Here is a 15916-nt window from a genome sequence, read left to right on the forward strand (position 1 = left end):
GCGAGGGAGTCCAGGTCAGGCGTCACAACCGACCTTTGGACTCCCTCGCTTCATGTCATGCGCGCCAACGAGCCCTTGGCATCAATCATCTAGCCAGGCGTCGACGCCGCGGCGCAGCCGGGACTTGTGCCGGTCCAGCAGCTTGCCGCGCTGTGTGCCGTTCTTAGTCACCTGGCCCCGGCCGCCGTCGACCATGGCCAGATGGCAGTGCACGTGCTCGGTGTCGATCTGGATGACCCCGACGTAGCGCAGGTCGTCGAAGCCGCTGGTGCCCGAGCTCATCCGCTCCAGGCCGTGCATGATCGCCATGCGCAGCTTCATCTGGTCGATATGCCCGCGGTAGTCACCGCGGGCTTCGCAGTGGAAGTCGACGTCGACGATCTTGTGCTTCCGCAGGTACTCCTCGTCGAAGGACAGCACGGTCTTCAGCACGGTGTGCCCGGCGTCGAAGTAGTGCTGGATGTCCTTGCTGGCCGCCTTGAGCTGTTCGTCGGAGAGCGAGACCGAGCCGTAGCCGAAAGCCACGCCGCCTTTGCCCTGGGCCTGGCGCATCTCACGCTTCGCCGCGCCCCGCGAGATACCGGCGCGCTCGACGGCTGACTCCCGCGCCATGTAGCGCAGGATGAAGTCGTCGGTGCGCAGGCGCTGGATCGGAGCCAGTGACTCCGTCGCCTGCTCGCGGGCCATGTACCGGATGACGTAGTCGCCCGGCGTCGCGCCGCGCGATCCCTTGCCGCCGGGCAGCGGCACGCTGAACTCGTTGACGATCACGATGCCCTGCTTCAGGCTCATCGCCGCTCTCCCCGCTGTCTCACTACCGGTGCACTAAGGCCCCGGCTGCCGTACGCCAGCAACCGGGACCTTGCTCGTCGTGCCTGATCCGTCCTCAGGAACCCAGGCTCTGCTCGCCGTCCTCGCCGAAGTCCAGATCGGCCGCACGCTGGATCACCTGGCGCTTGCGCTCGTCCAGGCTCGGGACGGGCCCGGCCTCACGTCGACGGGCCTCTCGCTCCCGCTCCTCCAGCTCCAGGCCGAGATCCGGGCTCAGGTCGCGCTGCGCCTCACGGGTCGGGACCGGGGGGGGCGAACGGCACCTTCTGCTCTTCGGCTCTGTGCAGTGGTGCGGCCACACGCTCCCGGTAGAGGTTCTCCGTGGTGCCCTCGGTGCTCGCCCGCTCGGTCTGGTACTGCTCCCGTTCGGCGGCGATCTCCGCCTCGATCTGCCGCAGGCGAGCGTTCATGCCGTCGACAACCGGCGCTGCCTCGGGCACGGGCGCTCCGACGATCTGCTCGACGTCGGTGTCCAGGCCCAGCTCGGCTTCGGTGAACAGGGAGCTGATCGCGTCCGAGCGCGCCTTCAGCCCGCGTGCATCGACCACAGCCTCAGTCCGCGGGACGCCGTTCTTGGAGCGGTCGGCGAAGTAGCCGGCGAGGTCGTAGCCGCTGGACTCGAGATCGATCTCCAAGCCCCCGATGCCGTGGATCTGGGTGAAGACCACGGGCGTGTCGTCTTCGGTCTGTACCTCCGACGGAGCGAGCACGAGCATGTCCGCCGTGGCTGGCAGCTCCCACTCGATCCCAGTGACCTGCTCGGGCACTGCGAAGCCGCTCGTGAAGTAGCCCTTGCCGGCGAGCACGACCAGCTGCTGGTCATCGAACTCGTAGAAAGCATCGACCTTCTCGCCCTGGCCGGGGGAGTAGGTCACCTGGGAGATGCCGAACGGCAGTGCCCTGGCCGGGGTGACCGAGCGGAGCTCGCCCGTCATGTGCAGATACGGACGGTAGTTCTCCTCCTTGCCCCGGTGCCTGAGGTCGAGCGATTCGACCATGACGCCGAGCTCGGCGGTCACCCCCTCCAGCCGGTACGTTTCCACTCCCCGTTCACGCAGGACACGGTGGGCCCATACGTCGGTCATCGTCAGTCCTGCGGTGCGCATCACTTGCTCCTCTTGCCGTTGGTCTTGCTCTGGTTGGTGGTCCTCGTCGTGGACTTCGGTGTGACGTCGGCCCCGGTCGCCTCGCCCCGGGCGTCCCGGATCTTCGCGATCATCCGCGTTGCCCAGCGCCACATGCCGCGCATCACGACGATCTCGCCCGCGGTGAGCAGTGCGACCAGGAAGAGGAGCGGCATCAGCCACATGGCGATGGTTCCGTCCGCACTGAGCGCACCCCGGGATGCTCCCGACTGCTGGTGCAGCCATGCGCCCAGCATCGGGATGACGACCACGGCCGCGATGAACGCCAGCAGGTAGTCGGCGAGAAGGACGATGGCCCGGAAGAACCCCGCCCACACCACGACGGAGAACCCGCTGGCCTCCTTCTTCGGGGTCAGACGCCGCCATCCGGTGCGCAGCTTCGAGTCCTTCTGCTCCTTCACGGCCTTCGCCGTGGTCTGCTTCGCCGTCGTGGCCGTGCTGGTCGGGGCGATCGTCCCGGTCTTCTCCAGGGCCTGGGTCGACATGTTCGCGTCCTTACGTCTCGTCGGGGTCTTCCGGGATGTGTGCTGAAGCGGCGGGCGCTCCGCTCAACCGGTCGGTTTGGGGAGGGCTGTTCCTCGCCAGCGGCAGCGAGGGCATCGCGGGTTTTGCTGGAGGCCAGATAGACGTCCAGCGACATCACCGCGCCGTCCTGAGAGGTGGAGTAGGTGAAGACCACGAATCGGCCAAGGACGCGGACGGCGCAACGAAGCGCGTCTTGCGCACCGCGCCCCCACTCGACTCACCGGGCTGTGTTGATGCCATTGCTCCCCAACTCGCTGTTCCACTCAAGTATCAATGCAACTCTATCAACAAGGTGAGTCGAAAGGGGGTGTTGTTCATTTGGAATAGCGTGTCTCGCCACTCGCTGGGGTGCCGGAGAGATTGGAGACCTTGTCCTGGGCATCGACCGTGACGAAGAGCAGTGCGCGCCGGTGCGCCGTGACACTGGCTTTGCTCGACTTGTTCTGGGACACCGCGTCGGTGGTGACCTCGACGTCGGCCAGCACGGCGTAGGTGTAGACGCCCGCCTTAGCGTCGACGACCGCGATGCCCGGATCCGCGCCGAGGGCCGAGTTCAGGCCGACTGTGTCGATGTAGTAGTAACGCCGCCGCTGGGCGTCCTCGTTGAACCTCGACGGAGGCATGAACGACTTCAGGAACGTCTCGTTCTCGGTGAGGCCGAACCGGTTCTTCAGGCTCTCGCGCGCCGCTTCATAGGTCTGTCCCGAGTCCCAGGTGAAGGCCATCGAGAGCAGTGACATGATGCGCTCACCGTCGGTGTTCAGCCGGTTCCGGCTGACACCCAGGGCCTCCATGACGGCCGCGTTCACTTGCTCGGCGTTCTTCTTCTGGATGCCTGCCAGATGACCCTCGACATCCTTGATCTGGGCTTCCTGCTCGGCCAGGGCCGTGCGCTGGCTGCTCCAGGTCACGCCGGCAACCGTCGCGACGACCGCGAGGACCAGTGCCGTGGCCAGGGCCGCGAGGTTGCGCCGGAGGGGTCTCCGCCGCGTGGGCGCTGCCGACTGCTCCGTCATCGCTTCCCACCCTCTTCCTGCGGTCCCGTGTCGCCGAGTTCGGGGACTCCGGACCCGGTTGTTGTTTTGATCGCGGGGTTTCCGTACCGAGCCCCGGTGGCGGTCACCACGAGCGCCAAGTGGTCGAAGGCCCCCGTCGTCCCGTTGTGCAGGTAGCGTGCACTCGCCCAGGCGAGCACCTCACCGCTCTTCGTGTCCCGGCACAGCCAGACGGCCTTTGCCTGGCTTGTCGCCACCGGGCCGTCCTTCGCGCTCAGATCGGGCATCACCGTCTCGACCTTCCATGCGTACGTGCTCGGTGCAGCTGCGTTCTGGCCGTCGTAGCGGATGTACCAGGCGTAGCGTGGATCGATCTCGACGGTCGCGTCGAACGGTGTCAGCGACGAGGTGCCGTATGCCTCCTCGTCACTGACCAGGAAGGAGTCCCTGCTGAACAGCGGGGCCATGTCCCTGCGGTGCTCGATGATCCCCAGCGTGGCCTGGTTCGGAACCCCGTTGTTCGGGCTGGGCTGGACGCCGGCCTGGTGGTATAGCGTGGCGAAGGTCTGCTCCCCGGACGCGACCTCTTTCGCGTCGGCGGCTGCCGCCTCGGTGAGCTTGGACAGCTGAGCGCCGGCGTCCGCCGTCACGGGCGTGGACTGGGCATCGTCCAGACGTCCCTTGAGCTGGACGAGCTGGACCTCGTTGTCCGCCGTGCTCGCCTTGAAGCTCTCGCCGGCCACGCCCGTGGCGACGACCAGGGCAAGGATCCCGACCCCCATCGCCGCGGTCACACTGCGTCGGACCAGACGCGCGTTGTCCTCCCGACTGGGTACCTGGCCCCGTTCTCGTTGGCGCTTCGCCCAGCCCGCGAAGTGCTCTTCGAGCTCGGCTCCGGTGACCTTCTTGCGCGTCTTCGGTGCCGCGGGCTTCTCCTCGGGCATCGATCCGGTCTCCTGGTCGGGTCCCGGGCTATCGGACTCGTCATGGGCTGTCGTCACCGAACGCACTCCTCATTCCAAGTTGCCCTCATAGGCGACTCAAGTCTATACGGAAAGGTATTAGCAGCCGAGTCTGAACCTATTCAATGAGAGTGTCGAAAAGTGGAGTCGGCGCGCAGTGCCTGCGCCGGACATGGAGAGGCCGGTGCCCAGGTCGCCCAGCACCGGCCTCTCGCTCCCAGGTCAGATGCAGCGCATCAGACCGTCTTGATCCCCCCGGAGGGGAGCATGGAATCCGACATGTCCACGAACTTCCAGCCCTCGGCCGCCATCCGCGCCGCACTGTCGACGCGAACCCGACCCATGAAGGCGCAGTAGCCGGCCTCGCCGAGGATGACCTTGTCGCCCTGGACGCCCAGCACCACGAGAGTGTGGCCGGCGGGGGCCGAGCCCGGGCCGGAGCCCACCGAGTACGCCGTCGGAGTCGAGGACATCTGCTTGTCGGCCTCCCTCGCAATCGTGTACGCCGTCTCCTTGCCATCGCCCGCCGGGTAGGTCTGGAACGTCGTGTACTTGTTCACGAAGTAGGTGGAGAAGCTCACACAGTTCATCGCGTGGTTGTCGCCGCAGGAGCCAGGGCCTCCGCCCCGACCGTACCGATCGTCGAGGAACTTGCCGCCCTCCTTGTTGAAGAGGTCGACGAGGCCCTGGGCCTCCTCCTGTGTCATCCCGCCGTTCTTCAGCGATACGGAACTGCCACCCTTGGAGGTGCAGTTGCCCAGGATCGTGTTGATTCCGTCCACGATGTTCTCGATGATCCCGCCGACGATGTTCTCGACGCCGCCCACGATCGAGCTGTCGACCGACCAACCGCTCATCTTGCCGAACCACATCTCGGCCTTGTCGCCTCGTGCGGTAATCCCGGCCGCGCCGTCGGCAGAGCGCTCCCAGTTCTCGTGGAAGTGCAGTGCCGCCGCACGCGGTGAGCCCTGCGATCTCTTGAGCATGTCCTTGAGGACCCCGGCATCGCCAGGGTTGTCACCATCGACCATGAAGGCCACCTGAGCCTTGAGCGTGAACCAGTCGACGCCCTTGCTCTTCGCGTACTGGCGCAGCAACGTGTTACGGCCGCCCGTCCACTGCCCGAGACCTATGCCGCTGTCCGTGTTCTGTGCGGCGCTGGCCTTCGCAGCGGTCATGGCGTACGTCCCCGTGGGGAAGTTCTGCACGCTCGTCGGGTCGATCCCGGACTCCTGTGACCAGTTGCCGAGGATGCCCGCGATGTTCTCCTTCGGCATCCCCCAGCTGCTGAGCACCGAGTAGATCTCCTTGGCGTTCTTCTCCACGTCCGCCGGTACGGCAGCCCCGGAGCCCTTGCCGACGCTGCCTGCGTTGACGGCGCACGCTGCCCCGTTCGCGTTGATGCTGCCCTCGGTCTGCGCCGTCGAGTTGAGGACGCCCGTGAGGACCGTACCCAGCAGGGCCACGGTGGCCGTCACCGCGGCTATGCCCGTCATCGCGGCGGCGACAGGGGCCACCGTGGCCGTCACCGTGACACCCAAGACCGCGCCGGCCGTGTTGGCTATGAAGCTGCCGATCGCCATGAACGGTGCAGCGATCGCGTGGCCGACCGCCTTGAGGATGTTGACGAAGAGCGTCCACAGCAGCTTCCCGGCGTTGATAGCCATCGCCATGGCCGCGAAGAACATGGCCTTCAGCCAGTTCAGGAAGGCCATGGCCATGACCACCCCCGTGGCCGGCGGGGCGGCGGCCGCGCCACCGCCGACGGCGACGCCCTTGGCCGCCTTCGAGCCCAGGCCCTCGTCGCCCTTCGGCGCGCCGCGCTCGTAGCCCGTGCCGCCGGCACCCAGTCCACGCTCGTCGGCAGGCTTGGCGTCCGGGCCGCCGCCGGTGACCTTGGACACGCCCTTGACCGCGTCCTGGGCCCCCTCGACTCCGGCGTTCTTCGCTGCACCAATGGCAGCTCCCGGAAGCCCGCCGGCCTGTGCGCCGGTCACGGCACCGGACACGGCGGCCCCCGCGTAGCGCCCGGCGTTACGGCGGGTCGCGCTGTTGCCGTCTCCCTCGATCGCCTTCTGGGCCGCACCTCCGGCCATGTTCCCGGCGACGCCGTTCATGCCCTGCTTGATCTTCGACCCGGCATTCGCGGCGCCAGCCGCCTTGCCTGCGGTCGCTGCACCATCTGTGGTGCCTGCGGTGTTCGCCGCGTCCGGCATCTTCGGCGCAGTGTTCGCCGCGCCAGAAGGACCGGAAGAATGAGCTCCCGGCCCCGGGAACTGCTTGGGCACGCAGGCCTTGCTTTCGGGTGGGCCCTCGGTGCCCTCCTCAGGGCCGAGGCTCTTGGTCCCACGACCCTGCCGGGGCATCCCCTGACTCACCGTCGTGCTCGGCTCGTCCTTCGCCGTCCCCTTCTTGGGACTCCGATTCGGCTTGCCGGTTGCCATGTCGTCTTCCCTTCCTGCTCAATGACAGATGGTGGGCTGCGTCACTTCCTCACCGCACTCAATAGAGCGTGGTGAGGAAGTCCTTGTCGTCGCGAATGGTGCTGTTGGATTGCACATCCCTCAAGCTCGCGTCCAGTCGGAGCAGGTCGAGCGAGAGGTCCGACTCGTACTGGGACTTGTTCCTGGAGTAGTTTTGATACGCCTGTGAAAGGTTGTTCATGATGTTCATGAGCGGGCGCATCGTCACGTCAGAGGACTGGTAGTCCCTGGCGAGGTTGGTGCCGTCCGAGAGAATCCACTGCATGTCCGAGGTCTGACGGCTGGTCGAATCCGAGCCCCCGTCACGCTTCTTGGTGAAGAACTGGGCGTAGCTCTGTCCGGTCGGCACCAGGGCGTGGAGGTAGCCGTCGTAGACGTTGCCTGGACGCCAGTTGAGGTCGAAGCCGCCCGGGAGGACGTGCTCGGTCTGCAGCGCCAGCGTCGATACGCCGTCCTTTGCTTCGGCTGCGGAGACGCCCGTGATCTTGTCGGTGGCAATCGAGACCGGGACGGTCGGCGGGCGCAGGAACAGGCCGTCGAGCTTCGTCGTCTGCAGGTCGGACGTGTAGGACTGAATCTGCGTCAGATTCGTGCGCATCTCGACGAGCTTCCGGTCCAGGGCGCCCCTGGCTTCGGCCTCCTTCGCCTTGAGCACGACCTCGTAGTAGGCCTGCGAAGGGTCGAAGGCCAGGGCGTCGAGCGCCGCGATCTTCTGGACGCCGGACGCGCCGGGGTTGAAGAAGACCCGCCACTGGTCGTACTTGGAGAAGGTCTCGTCGCCGGCCAGCTTGCCACTGCTCTGTGCCTGCTTCGCTCCGGGAGTGGTGAGTTCGGCGTTCGCACGGACCGTCAGGTTCAGCACCTGGCGGTCGAAGGGCCGGTCGGCGTTCAGGAGGACCCCGACGTAGCCGGTCGAGCCGAAGGCGTAGAAGGATCCCTTGATCCCGCTGGTGCTGACCGGCTCGCTGTTCAGCGAGGTGTCCGACCCGAGCAGGAACGCCTTGTAGTCCGCGGCGGTGTACGAGATCTGAGCGGTCGGGCTGAAGTGCATCATCACGAGCGCCTTGTCGCCGCTCTTGTTGGTGTAGACCCCGTCGACGGTGCCGTCGAGATTCGTCTTCGACGTCTTGAAGTCGCTGGTGTACAGCGCCGTCTGCGAAAGCGAGTCACGCTCCGCCTGGTACGCCAAGGCCCCCGATGCGCTGATCGCGATCGCACCCGTGACCGCGAAGATGCCGAAGAACACCCCAAAGCGCTCGATCGCGTGGTGCGAGTCGAGCTTGAACTTCCTGTTGAAGGCCAGTGCCTTGTCCTTGATCCCCATGTTCTGCTCTCCTTCGTGCCTGCGCTGCGCTACGCCCCGGAAATGCCGAACCGGGCCGGAGGAGGCCTTGTACCTCAACCGACCCGGTCCGCTCGACGCCTCTGTTCCCGGTCGTGTGCACGGTCTGTGACGGCCTCCTACTTGGAAGGGCCGCTCAGGAACCCGCTGACCTGATCGGCGGTCTGGACGATCACCGTGCCGCCACCGAGGTCCGTGATGGTCTGCTGGCCGCCGGAGCCGATCGTCGAGATCAGCGACCACCCGCCGGTACCCAGGGCTCCGCCGACGAGGATGAGGAGCGCGATCGTGCCCCAGCCCTGCTGGTTGCCTGCGGACTGCGGGTTGGCCATCAGCTTCTTGATCAGAAGCACACCGCCCCATACCAAGCCGGTAGCGCCGAGCAGCATGAGCAGAAGACCGCCCCAGAGCTGGATCTGGGACTTGGCGTTCTGCAGGAAGCTCGTCAGGTCCCAGGCTGCGCTCGGCAGGGAGGCCTGTGTGAGGACGGCTGCCTCGTAGATCTTCGTCATAGTTCTTTCCTCTCGCCTTTCGAATCATTCGGTGACATGGCAGTGAGTCACAAGGCGACAAGCGCAGATCGCCCACCCGGGCGGGCGCCAATAGAGCTTGAGTGACCGGTTTCATGCCGCCGACCCGCCTGTCGGCTCATGTACGTGCGCGTCTGTGATGGCCAATGTACCTCATTCGAACTGCGGATAGCAGAGGTTCATGAAAGGCTGTCGACAAGCAGTTGAAAGGCGCTCGGAAGCGAGGTGAATCGACGCCGCAACGCGCGACCGCAGGCCGTGATGGACTCCTGTGGAATCCGCAGTGCGAGATGTGTAGTGTGCTGCCCCAGCACTGCTGCGACGCTGGCCTGCTCAATTTCGAGGCGGGCCACCCCCATACGCCCCGTCAATCGCGATCTTGACCAGGAAGTGCCATACCGCCATGAACCCACTGCCCGGGGACCTTTTCGCCCGCCGACTCCGTCAAGAACGCGAACGCCTCGGCATCAGCCAGGCTGAGCTGGCGCGCCGTATGGCCGCACTGCTTGGCGCGAACCTTGACTCCACCGCCATCACGCGCATCGAGCAGCAGACCCGCGCGGTGAGGCTCGATGAGGCGGTCACCGCCGCCAAGGCTCTCGGGGTTCCTCTGATCACACTGGTGAGCGATAGCTGCGCCCGGGAGAACGAGGCTGAGATCCAAAACCAGCTCGCCGAGCTCGCCCTCGCCGAGCAGGAATGGGAGAGGCTGCGCCAGAAGATCCACCGGATCACCTGGACCATCCAGCAGCTCTCCGCCGAGCGGGAGGGCTTCTGCTCCCACGCGCTGGACGTCAACCCTGGAACCGCCGGCGACTACGAACTCGACCCTGAGACCCAGGCCGCTCTCGACGCCCGGATGCATGATGCCCGCAACAAGCCGGCCGGAGAGGCCCCATGCCCAGGCTCATGACGCTGTTCCGGGCGGGTCTGGTTGAACTTCCGGTCGTAGACATTCACCGTCTCGGGCTTCCGCTACCGATCGGCTCTGGTCGAACTCTCTGCCGCAAGCCCGGCATCGGTCCGCGACCCCGGTGGCCGTCGACGTAGTCTCCGGACGGATTGAACTCGGCGGCCGAGAACTCCTGAACGGCCGCCCGCCGGGAGATGAGATTGGATCTGGGCACGGCGCGTGATCCCGCGGCCATGGCAGGCGGACTTCGACGCCTGGTCGTCCTTCAGCGTCCGGATTACCCCTATGCCGCAGCCCCAGGTCCACCGCCACGGCGTATGGGACCTGGAGAGTCCTCGGTGCGTCCCCCCCCAGATGCCGGCAGCCGCGCAACCGCCTCGTCGCAGCTGAGACAGTTACCGGGGACACGCCTGGTCGAGCGAGGCTGGCCGCAGGTGCGGCACAGCTACGGCCAACGGTCGTCGACCCCACAGCGTGGGGACCGGCAGGTTCCAAGCCCCTCCTCCTGCGGACAATCTCGGCCATTTTCGCCACCGTAGAGCAGCGCCTCTGCTTCGTTCGTTCTTCAAGGCGACCATCACCTCCACCGCCAAGCCACGGCGTCCGTCCGGCACCCCGGCTTGCTGATTACCCCCGGTCCAGAACGCTCAGGGCTTCACCTGCCACAGTTCATCGATCGGGCTGCTGATGTCCGGCGTGTTCACGGTGCTGCTCCTGGAGCCAGGGGGCATGCCATCCGTACGGCAGATTGCCCACCTTGCCCCGCCCCTTGGTGATAACCGAAGAGCCACCAAGGGCGTCGAAGCCGCACCTGTCGGCGCATCCGACAGGTCGATCACTGCCGCGCCTCCCGACCCCTCGCAGTGGCACTCGCTGAACAGGATCGACTCGGTCCGGCCTCAGGTAGCCCCCGGGCAGATCACCGCACACCTGCGCGCGGCAGCCGGTCCGCCGTTCACCGTGGGGCTCGCCTCAGCCCAGACGGCCGACCGGCGCGAGGTCGAGCTGGGCCGGCTCGCATGGGAGGAGCTGCTGCTACCAGGAGAAGGGCACAGTGATAGCCAACCTGTGCCAGCAGGTGCAGAAGCTATGCAAACAGCTTTGTTCGGAGTGGGAGAGCGCCGGGCCCGAACCCGGTGACGGTGTACGCCGATCCCAAGGGGGAGTTCCGTGCTCCTCGAGCAGTGCGGCTAGGCTCGTAGGCATGGGAATCGACTGGGAGAACATGCTCGGCACAAGCGGCAACGGCCTCAACGATGCCTACGACAGCGCGGTCGCCGCGGTCATCTACAGCGAGGACCAAGGGGGCAGCCGTCGGCTACTCCCGGTCGGCGAAGAGCACGACGACACAGACGGCCTGCGTTGACCTGAGCGCACACACGAATAGGCCCCGGTGAGCCGGGGAGTTTTCGTGCTCCAGGTGTCGTCTCAGGGGCCAGTCGGGAGGCGGCCGAGCTCAGCCTTGCGCTCCTTGCGGACCTCTGGCCAGTTGGCGATGAGCTCCGGCGACGGTATCTCGCCGCCATTGTCGCCGCCGACCTGGCCACCGCCGACGGCGACTACGACCTGGTGTTCCTGGGCTGCGGCCTCAACGACGTCTGGCGCGGCTACCAGAACCACCTGGCCGAAGCCGTCGGCCTCGACGAGTACACCCGCCACCTCTCCGCCATGCTGGGGCAGCTTCGCGACCGCAGCCGCCAGATCGTCGTCGTCTCCGAAACGCCCTTCGGGCCCATCGAGGACCCCGTGACCGTGGCCGCGATGAACACCGACCTCGCCCGGTACAACGAGGCCGCCGCCCAGGCCGCCGCCGACCACGGCGCGCTGTTCCTGGACGTGTGGCGCCCGTTCACCACGGCCGCCCGCCAGCTCACCGCGCTCCCCGGGCACGAGGAGCCCGGCCTGTGGAGCGACGGCGTGCACCTGAGCGAGCTCGGCGACACGGTGCTGCTCCAGCAGACCGAGCGCCTCCTGGCCGAACACCGGGTCGTGGAGAAGCTGCTGGAATACCCGCTGCTGGAACGCGACCTGGCCGTAACCGTCTACCGGCCGCTGTTCGCCCGCTTCCGTCCGAGCGGCTCCTGAGCACTCCGGGGCGCCAGCGCCCATCTCGCCGGCGCCCCGTTCGCCCTCTCCTCCCCTTGCCGCCTTCTCCGTGAGGAGTTGCCCGTGACCGTGTCAGGCCGTGCACACGTCCAAGCGCTCGCCGCCGCACTGCCCCTGCTCGACACCGACCGCCTCCACACCTGGGGCCGCCACCTCGCCGAGCACCTAGCCGCGGGCGGACGCCTGCTCGGCCTCGTAGTCGGCCCGCTCGGGCGGGGTGAGTTCGCGGACCCGGATGTCGTAGAGGTGGCCGTCCTCGGCCGCGATGCCGTGCGACCAGCCGTCATCGGTCCAGCGCCGCGCAGCGACACCCAGCGACATGACGGGCCGGCCCTCGTCCTCCACGATCATCCCCGCGGGGACATCCAGGGTGGAGTATTCCGGCAGAACCCGCATCCTTGCCCTGGGCCGCGCCTCCAGAGCGGCTCGCTTCACACGCTCCGTCCACTCCTTTTTCGCCGCGTCCATGCCGTCGGCTTCCTCGTTGGTCAGCGACACGGCCGTTTTCCAGCCGACGCTGAGGAGGTGCGGCTGGCCGGGCACATCGCAGGCGTTGCGTCGCACCGGGGCTGTGTACCGCTCGTACACCAGCTTGCCGTCGACGACGGCCTCCATCCAGTAGCCCCACACAGTGCCCACCTCCGGCCGCAAGGTGACGACGACGCGGTGGCCGGTGAGGGTCCGCTTGTCGAGGGCGACGATCGGTTCGGGCTGCTTCATGACGGTCAGCGCGGACTGCTTCACGGTGGCCTCCGGAGGATTCGGGATCACCCGGCGCAGGGCGCAGCCAGGTGCGGGCCGGGGTGCTTCACCGGCGGAGCCCTCCAGGGCTGATGACGGCGGCACGGGCGACCGTGCCTGCCTCGCAGGATAGTCCAGTGCCCGCGACTGCGCGGCCGTTATGGCGTATCAGCCCCATCCGGTCTGCGGGTGTTGCCGCACCACCGCCGTACGGCCGGGGTAGTGGGCCTCCAGCCAGGTCCGGGCGGCGGCGAGGTCGCCGACGACGCCCACGGTGGTGGTGCGGCCGTCCGGGTCGAGGCCAGTCCTGAAGACCTGCCAGCACGGTCTGCGGGCCGGGGTGCCGGCCGATCTCGCAGCCCAGGGCTACAGCCCAGCGAAGATGATGGTTATCACGGACGACTGGAAGTCCACCAGCATGGTAGAGAAGTACGCCAAGGCCGGGTTGCGCCGCGCTGGCAAGGACGGCAAGGGCCGAACGCAGGCGGTGCTGGTCGCGTTGGTCGTTGCGCTGCTACCCGGTCAAAGAGCTGACCTGCGGGCGGCATGCATACGATCCGATAACTCCGCGTAGTGGCTTCGGGCACTCTATGGTGTCTCCATGCGCGGATCGAAACTCCTGTACGCGGCGGCCGTCCTGGCTCTCGGCACCGCGTCCATCGCTGTCGCACGCGGCCAGGCCAGCCGCCAGGAGCCCCAGCTCGCGACGCGCCTGCAACCGGCGATCCTGCTCAGCGCCGACCACCATGAGCGGTACCTGCAACCGATCGCGGACGAGATCCATCGCCTGGTCGACAGCGGGCAGGTCGACCGTTCCGGCTTTACGTCGATCGTATTCCGGCCGGACGACCACGCCCTCGACCTGTTCTGGAAGGGGCCCGTGCCCACGCCGGTAGGGGCCGCTGTCGACGCCTGGCGGCCGGGCGCCCGTGCGAAGGCCAGACAGGACCCGGTGGGGCCGGTGAGCCCCGAGTACGACGTGCGGTACCGGTCGGCCGTGTACTCGAAGGCGGAGATGGAGCAGGCAATCGGCCGATTCGTCGCGGTGGTGGGCAACGACGTGAGGGAGTGGTCGACGATCAGCCCGGCCGCAGACGGCAGCGGCCTGCTACTGACCTACCAGCCGAAGGCGACGAAGCGCCTGGCCCCGGCCGGATCGCCGGTCGCAGCGTACGAGAAGCGCGTGGAGGAGATCGCGGGGATGCCCGTGCACCCCGAGGTTGGCGCGGTGCCGGTGCCGACCCGCGGCAGTCGGCAGAGTGACGCGCCGCCGTGGACATCGGGGGCGAACCTGCGGGTGTCGGGCAACGGCGAGTGCTCTGTCGGGGTGCCGGGCTGGGTGAGCGGCAAGCGGGTGCTGCTGACGGCCGCGCACTGCCAAACGAGCGGGAACGTGTACAACGGGCAGCGCGTGGTCGGCGAGGTCACCGCCTCGGACAAGGCCCTCGACGTTGCGGTCATCACGACCGACCAGGTGCCCGAGGCCCGGTTCTACAGCGGAGCATGGAATTCCGGGGACAGCCGGCCGCTGTACGGTCCGGCCCGCGTCGACCAGGGACACAGCGTGTGCTTCTCCGGCGCGACGTCGGGCTTTCACTGCGAGCTGGAGGTGACGCACGTCGGGATGAGCACCTCGGACGGGCGCACCGCCGTGACGGAGGTGCGCGCGCGCAACGGCGGCATCGCGGTGGCGCAGGGCGACAGCGGCGGCCCGGCGGTGGCAAACCCGCAGGGCGATGCGATGGCACCGGTCGGAGTGATCATCGCCGGGGACAACGGAGCGAAGGTCACCTGCTTAGGCACGTCGTCGTCGACGACCTGCTTCTCTACCGGGTACTTCACGCCGCTGGACCCGATCGCGTCGAAGTTCGGGTGGTCGGCACTGTAGGAACTGCCCTCGGCGGCGGGCTCGCGATACCCGCCCCGGGCCGCCCGGGTAAGAGCCGGCCCTCGCCTCCGCCGCGCTCTCGAAGCCACTTGGTGACCGGAAGCACCGCGAGCGAATCGACGGTCACCCGCGTTTGCTCGTCCACCGGCCCGGCCGTCGACGCCGTCCGGGCTTCCACCGCACCCGCAGGCCGACTCGCCCGGCACGCTGCTGATCGAGCTCACGCGACAGCTCATCGGCGGGCAGCGACAACGTCCCGGTACGGCGCAGGACGGCCCGCAACAGTGAACGCAGCGCTGAGGGGTCTTCCAGAAGCGGCTCGGCAAGCTCGTCGGGAGCGTGCCACGCGCCGTGGCTGAACGGGGCGCCGATGCCGCTCGCCCCGGCAGCTCGGGCCATCAGCGTGCGCGCGGTGTCCACGAACCTCGCCGCCAGCGGTGCGGTCAGCAACTCCATCATCTGCGAATCGCTGGCGCCGTCGGGTACCTCCCCGCGCGACACCAGCAGCTCGCGAAGCCAGTCACGGGAAGTCGGCGAGGCGTGGCCGAGGAAATTGCGCCACTTGGTCAGCTCGGTGAAGAAGTCGTTCTCGGCCGCACTCCACGCGAAGGCCCCGGCTGCCGGGTTGAGGACCGCGGCCGACGCGGTGACCGCCGCGGCTCGCTTCGTGAAGGTCATGCTGCTCACCGCGTGTCCGGCCTGGATGTGCGTCCAGTTGATGAACGCCTCCACGGATGCCTGGACAAGGACCACGGCGGAGATCACCGCGTCGCGCTCCCGGGCCCGGCGTTCCAGGCCGCTGAGGCCGACGGCTCGCTCCTGCTCGGCCTGCGCGGCGTACGCAGCCGCCCGCTGGCTCTCGATGTCGGCCCTGCGGAACATCACCTGAGCGAGATCAACATCATGGCGGGGCTCCGGCTGAGCTGAGGGCGTGGCGGTGCTGCTGCTGGTCATGCTCCGATGCTGGCAGCGCAAGGCGCGGCTTCGCACGGAATTTCCACCGCTCCCTGCCGCAGCCCATCCAAGATCATCCCGTGGCGGGCCTGCAGGCGGGCTCTCACCTGAACACCCCCAGGCGGGCAGCGCGGCCAGTGGCCAAGAGAGCCGCCAGGGTAGCCAGCGGGAAGGCGGCCATGCCCGTCCACATGGCCGTCGTAGCGCCGTCGTAGCCGTCGGCACCCACCACTGCGGCGAACCCGAACGCGAGCATGACCATCGGCCAGGTCCCGACCTTGGAACCGAGCACGAGCAGGAACATCACCGTGAGCAGGCCGGTGGCGGCCGCGCCGACGGGGAGCGCGGCCCACAGCCAGGCCATGGCCCCGGAGTAGCCGCCAAGCACCGCCACATGGTGGAGGGAGGGCAGGGACGGGACCAGCGTCAGGATGCCCAGGGCCACGGCCCCATAGGCGCAGGCCATCCAGCCGGCCCGGGGCCGGTCGTACTGCGGGCGGG

Annotated in this window: 15 protein-coding genes; 4 read left to right on the top strand and 11 right to left on the bottom strand. The window is 67.7% G+C overall.

The window, feature by feature from the left end; genetic code table 11:
- Positions 1 to 81 precede the first annotated feature (81 nt).
- The 8 genes from mobL to ACIQVZ_RS40895 form a co-directional block, all read right to left on the bottom strand.
- Positions 82 to 792 (bottom strand): relaxase MobL, encoded by a 711-nt coding sequence (gene mobL, locus ACIQVZ_RS40860; protein WP_402457803.1) that lies wholly within the window; start codon positions 790 to 792, stop codon positions 82 to 84.
- 269 nt (positions 793 to 1061) lie between these two features.
- A complete protein-coding gene (locus ACIQVZ_RS40865) occupies positions 1062 to 1937 on the bottom strand; it encodes a hypothetical protein (RefSeq protein WP_402457806.1) in 876 nt (291 codons plus the stop codon).
- Positions 1937 to 2461 carry a hypothetical protein gene (locus ACIQVZ_RS40870; protein ID WP_402457807.1) on the bottom strand — a complete coding sequence of 175 codons (525 nt, stop codon included), beginning with the start codon at positions 2459 to 2461 and terminating at the stop codon, positions 1937 to 1939. Before ACIQVZ_RS40870 ends, ACIQVZ_RS40865 begins: the two co-directional genes overlap by 1 nt.
- 354 nt (positions 2462 to 2815) lie before the next feature.
- Positions 2816 to 3517, bottom strand: coding sequence for a hypothetical protein (locus ACIQVZ_RS40875; protein ID WP_402457810.1), 702 nt, complete (start codon positions 3515 to 3517; stop codon positions 2816 to 2818).
- Entirely contained in the window at positions 3514 to 4440 is a 927-nt protein-coding gene (locus ACIQVZ_RS40880) for a hypothetical protein (RefSeq protein ID WP_402457813.1), read from the bottom strand. The genes ACIQVZ_RS40875 and ACIQVZ_RS40880 overlap by 4 nt, the downstream gene beginning before the upstream one ends.
- 254 nt (positions 4441 to 4694) lie before the next feature.
- A complete protein-coding gene (locus ACIQVZ_RS40885) occupies positions 4695 to 6902 on the bottom strand; it encodes a phage tail tip lysozyme (RefSeq protein WP_402457815.1) in 2208 nt (735 codons plus the stop codon).
- A gap of 58 nt (positions 6903 to 6960) precedes the next feature.
- A complete protein-coding gene (locus tag ACIQVZ_RS40890) occupies positions 6961 to 8265 on the bottom strand; it encodes a hypothetical protein (protein WP_402457817.1) in 1305 nt (434 codons plus the stop codon).
- Between the two features lie 137 nt (positions 8266 to 8402).
- Positions 8403 to 8795 carry a hypothetical protein gene (locus tag ACIQVZ_RS40895; protein WP_402457820.1) on the bottom strand — a complete coding sequence of 131 codons (393 nt, stop codon included), beginning with the start codon at positions 8793 to 8795 and terminating at the stop codon, positions 8403 to 8405.
- Between the two features lie 421 nt (positions 8796 to 9216).
- Between ACIQVZ_RS40895 and ACIQVZ_RS40900 the strand changes: the two genes are divergently transcribed.
- From ACIQVZ_RS40900 to ACIQVZ_RS40910, 3 genes are all read left to right on the top strand, one after another.
- Entirely contained in the window at positions 9217 to 9726 is a 510-nt protein-coding gene (locus ACIQVZ_RS40900; protein ID WP_402457823.1) for a helix-turn-helix domain-containing protein, read from the top strand.
- Between the two features lie 1204 nt (positions 9727 to 10930).
- Positions 10931 to 11092 (top strand): hypothetical protein, encoded by a 162-nt coding sequence (locus ACIQVZ_RS40905; RefSeq protein ID WP_402457827.1) that lies wholly within the window; start codon positions 10931 to 10933, stop codon positions 11090 to 11092.
- A 17-nt stretch (positions 11093 to 11109) separates the two neighbouring features.
- A complete protein-coding gene (locus ACIQVZ_RS40910; protein ID WP_402457840.1) occupies positions 11110 to 11811 on the top strand; it encodes an SGNH/GDSL hydrolase family protein in 702 nt (233 codons plus the stop codon).
- Between the two features lie 186 nt (positions 11812 to 11997).
- Here the strand turns inward: ACIQVZ_RS40910 and ACIQVZ_RS40915 are convergent, their stop codons facing one another.
- Entirely contained in the window at positions 11998 to 12576 is a 579-nt protein-coding gene (locus ACIQVZ_RS40915) for a hypothetical protein (RefSeq protein ID WP_402457829.1), read from the bottom strand.
- Between the two features lie 598 nt (positions 12577 to 13174).
- Here ACIQVZ_RS40915 and ACIQVZ_RS40920 point away from each other — a divergent pair.
- The gene (locus ACIQVZ_RS40920) at positions 13175 to 14461 is read left to right on the top strand and encodes a trypsin-like serine protease (RefSeq protein WP_402457831.1); all 1287 of its coding nucleotides are present in this window, start codon (positions 13175 to 13177) and stop codon (positions 14459 to 14461) included.
- A gap of 123 nt (positions 14462 to 14584) precedes the next feature.
- On the opposite strand, the gene ACIQVZ_RS40925 is transcribed toward ACIQVZ_RS40920, so the two are convergent.
- Positions 14585 to 15415, bottom strand: coding sequence for a hypothetical protein (locus tag ACIQVZ_RS40925; RefSeq protein WP_402457834.1), 831 nt, complete (start codon positions 15413 to 15415; stop codon positions 14585 to 14587).
- Positions 15416 to 15518: 103 nt separating this feature from the next.
- A partial coding sequence (locus ACIQVZ_RS40930) for a hypothetical protein (RefSeq protein WP_402457837.1) occupies positions 15519 to 15916 on the bottom strand: 398 nt, incomplete at its 5' end.

The organism is Kitasatospora sp. NPDC098663, assembly GCF_044760075.1.
In the GTDB taxonomy this organism is placed as follows: Bacteria; Actinomycetota; Actinomycetes; order Streptomycetales; family Streptomycetaceae; genus Kitasatospora.